This is a genomic window from Psychrobacter piechaudii (genome assembly GCF_900162825.1).
GTDB lineage: Bacteria > Pseudomonadota > Gammaproteobacteria > Pseudomonadales > Moraxellaceae > Psychrobacter > Psychrobacter piechaudii.
In genome coordinates, this window is sequence record NZ_FUGE01000241.1 from 1 (window position 1) to 4,018 (window position 4,018).

3 protein-coding genes and 1 pseudogene are annotated in these 4,018 nt (G+C 39.8%); 2 read left to right on the top strand and 2 right to left on the bottom strand.

What is annotated here, in order from left to right; all coding sequences use genetic code 11:
• Positions 1 to 529 (top strand): annotated as a pseudogene (locus tag A1019T_RS12285) (IS1 family transposase); the annotation flags it as partial.
• A 55-nt stretch (positions 530 to 584) separates the two neighbouring features.
• Positions 585 to 1,250, top strand: a complete 666-nt coding sequence (locus tag A1019T_RS12290; RefSeq protein ID WP_077451961.1) for a lysophospholipid acyltransferase family protein — start codon at positions 585 to 587, stop codon at positions 1,248 to 1,250.
• Between the two features lie 142 nt (positions 1,251 to 1,392).
• On the opposite strand, the gene A1019T_RS12295 is transcribed toward A1019T_RS12290, so the two are convergent.
• Positions 1,393 to 2,070, bottom strand: a complete 678-nt coding sequence (locus A1019T_RS12295; protein ID WP_077451963.1) for an SDR family NAD(P)-dependent oxidoreductase — start codon at positions 2,068 to 2,070, stop codon at positions 1,393 to 1,395.
• Between the two features lie 210 nt (positions 2,071 to 2,280).
• Positions 2,281 to 3,852, bottom strand: coding sequence for a mechanosensitive ion channel (locus A1019T_RS12300; protein ID WP_077451965.1), 1,572 nt, complete (start codon positions 3,850 to 3,852; stop codon positions 2,281 to 2,283).
• Between the last annotated feature and the right edge of the window lie 166 nt (positions 3,853 to 4,018).

The window sequence follows — 4,018 nt, forward strand, 5'->3', positions numbered from 1 at the left end:
ACGCCATCTTATGGTTCGAGGCAGTGGCATAAAAGACATCGCTTGCGTTGAGAGAATCAGCAAAGGCAAAGTACTAGCCACCCTAAAAAAGTGTCACTACCAAATAACCCCCAAGTAAAGGCAATACGACTGTCTTGAAGTCGATGAGCTTTGGACATTCGTAGGTAAAAAGACCAACAAACAATGGCTAATTTATGCCTATCACCGTGACACAGGTGAAATTGTTGCCTATGTGTGGGGAAAACGAGACCTTAACACTGTCAAAAAGCTTAAAGCTAAGCTGAAAGCCTTAGGCGTCAGTTGTGCTAGAATCGCTAGTGATACCTAGGATAGCTTTGTTACCGGTTTTAAGGGCTTTACCCAAGTCATTGGCAAGTTTTTCACAGTCGGCATTGAAGGTAATAATTGCACTATCAGACATCGAGTAAGGCGAGCATTTAGGCGAAGTTGTCACTTTTCTAAAAAACTGGAAAATCACTTTAAAGCCTTTGATTTAGCTTTCTTTTACATCAATCATGGGTATGTCTAATGTCAGCCTACTTTTTGAACCACCACCGAAAATTAAAATGTAGGGACACAACTTAATGTCTAATAATGATATATCAAAAACTACCCCAGCAGCCAAGTTAAAGCAGCTGACCCATAAAAGCTTAGGTGATAAGGTGCCAAGACGAGGAGGGAGTATTTCACCGCCTATTGCTCGGCGTTTGTTTAAGCTTTTGGGCTGGAAAGCGGTCGGTGAGATTCCTAATGTGCCAAAAGCGGTATTGTTGGCATTGCCACACACCTCAAATTTTGATGGGTTATATGCGATACCTTTGATCTTAGGTTTAGACTTAGACATTAATATTATGGGTAAAGACAGTTTGTTTAAGTACCCTATATTGGCTCGCTTCTTTAAATGGGCCGGCATTATTCCTATTAACCGCAGTAAAAGAGGTACGGTGTTACAAGCGAGTATTGATCGCTTAAAGTCGAGTGAGTCCCTGTATTTGGGATTAGCGCCAGAGGGAACTCGAGACTACACAGATAAATGGAAAACAGGATTTTACTATATTGCTGATGGTGCTCAGGTGCCTATTATTCCAGTGGCTATGGATTATAAAACCAAAGAGATTCGATTTTTAAACCCGGTGTATACCACGGGGGACTATGACAAAGATGTGATGAAAATTGTTGAGCAATATAAAGGCGTAGTGCCTAAGTATCCAGAAAAAATGTCAAAGCCCTTAAAAGATATCAACAAATAAACTTAGGATGCTACGACTCTTTTAATAGATTTAGTCCTAAAAAAAGACCCCTCTAAATATAGAGGGGTCTTTTTTTGTCCAAACAAATGAAAACAATGAAAACTTAAGGGGTAATACAAAAGAGCTAATTGGATAAAATGGCCTAGTTAGATAAAGACAAACCGCCATCAACCGCCAGTGTCGCTCCAGTAATCATACAGGCATCATTACTGGAGAGAAATAAGATGGCTTCAGTAATCTCGCTCATTTCGACCAATCTACCAAGCGCGCTTTGATCAATAAAAAGTTTCACATTATCGACATCATCACTGTCCTCGGTTGTTAGACCAGCATGTACCCCGTTGACCCTTATTCCTTGGGGGCCTAGCTTGTAAGCCAGTTGTTTATTATATTTCTCTAACTCGGCTTGAGTCTGTTTATAACCTTCTATCGACCAACTGGTACTGGTATCGGACAATAAAGACACATTGACGATACTGCCTTTTGTTTTTGAGAGCTCTGTGAGTAGAGCCTGACTAAATTTGATCTCAGTATTAATACTTATCACGGTATCAATTCTATTATATTTTTCTACGATATGTGAGACCAGCCTTGCACTGTGCTCTTCGTTGGTGATATCACCAGTTACTGCCAAATGGTTGCCACTATTGATCCAAGTATGATCTTCAGGAAGCTCACTAGCGATGTATTCAAGTACTTTGCTATTGCTACCTATTAACACAACATTGCCGCCTTCTCGGGCTATTTTTAGCGCGGTGACTCGGCCTATGCTCGAGTCTGCACCGGTAATAACAATAACCTTGTCATTGAATCGCTTCATATCCTTTTAACCTGTATATTTAAAGTTTTTATAATGTCTATGATTTTGACAAGAAAAGAAAGTTATAGCAACCACCATATTAAGGGTTTAAGTAACGGCACGAATTGTGCATAAAAAATATTATAAATATTATTTTGACATGAAAAAAGGCAGCCTCGAAAGGCTGCCTTTAATGGAACTATAATGACTTACTACTAGAGAACCAATAAATTATTGATCATCTGAGTTAGGGATTGAAGGCTCATCACCTGAAACTGTAGTGATTGAAGGCTCTTTACCTGTCTCTTTTGCAGTATTAGAAATCGCTTTCTCAACTTTTGCTTTTTCAGCTTCAGTTTCTGCTTTGTCTTGTAGCTTACGTAAGAAGCGAGCAGCGGCTTCTTGGCCACCAAGACCGAACGATAGAGCAAAGGCAACAGCCACAGCACCCAAAGTAAGACCAAAAGCTAGGTTTACGATAGAGTCTGCAATACCCATCGCTTTTAGACCCATTGCAAGCACAAGGCCCATAATAAGGACACGAACGATGTTGGCTAAAAATTGTGAGCCTTTATCAGAACGCTCAACCACACCAGCGATGATGTTGGCTAACCAGAAACCGATGAACAGGATGATAGCGCCTAAGATAATGTCAGCACCAAAGGCGATGAACATAGTGATGATGCCACTGATTTGTTCAAAGCCTAGTAAGTCTGCAGATAAAATACCGGCAAACAACATAGCAAAGAAGATGATGGCATAACCAACAAGATCTGAAACTTGAGTCTCACCCATTGCACTGTCTAGACCCACCTTAGCAGGAAGGGCATTAATGGTAGTGTTTTCAAGTAAGCCTTTAACCACGTTAGCCACCATTTTCATGATGTAGTAAGTGATGATTAAGATGGCTGCAGCAGTAAAGATGTTTGGTAACGCACTCATAATCTTGTTCAGCATGTTAGTAGCTGGACGAGAGATCACTTCAATATTTAGCGCATCTAGAGCGATAATTGTGGTTGGAATGATTACCAATAAAAAGGCTAGAGAACCTGCAATGTTAGGTAAGCTGTTTTCACGGTTATTACTAATACCCGCTTTTTCAGCAAAACCTTGTAGGTTTAGGCTAGTTACCATATTGGCTACGATACCGCGGACAATTTTTGCCACGATATAGCCCACAAAGAACACAACACCAGCCATGAATAGGTTAGGGATATAGCCAATCGCTTTGTTCAACATATTAGTTAATGGAGCAAATAGACCATCTAACTGTAGTTGACCCAATACGATAACTAAAACAAACAGCAGGATAACCCAGTAAACCATATCAGCAATGGTATTGCTCATAGGTTGTACACCGGCTTCAGCACTTAATTTTTCATCAAGTGTTGTCTTAGACAAAGCGGCATTGATAGCAGTGCGAGCTACTGTAGCTACTACCCAGCCAATCACACCAATAATAACCGCACCGATAAGTGTCGGAATGAAAGATAAGACACTATCAATCATATTGGCAAATGGAGCAGAGATAGCATTTAAGCTAAGCATACTTAATGCACCAGAAATGGCCATTAAGAATACAAACCAGAAAACGACTTTTGAAATTATATTTTCAAGGTCGTAGGCTTTACCTGTCGAAGTATTCATACGTTGGTTTAAATTAACGCGGGCTAGCAAATTGCGTACCACACCGGCAAGTGCCATAGCAATTAACCAACCAATGACGAATACCAAAATGGCTGCGATAATCGAGCCAATTGGTCCGCCTAAGTTGCTATTAAACCAAACAAACATGTTGTCCATGCTGTTTCTCCTATAATGTCATTCAATAAATGGGTCGATAAACAAACCCGGTATCTACTTTTGTATTTTTAAGTTTAAGTATTCAAATAAGCTGGCGTAACTAGGCTATTAAAAAGTAAATTATTAATTTTAATGAGCTAAATAAACTACAGCTTACAAGTTTTAC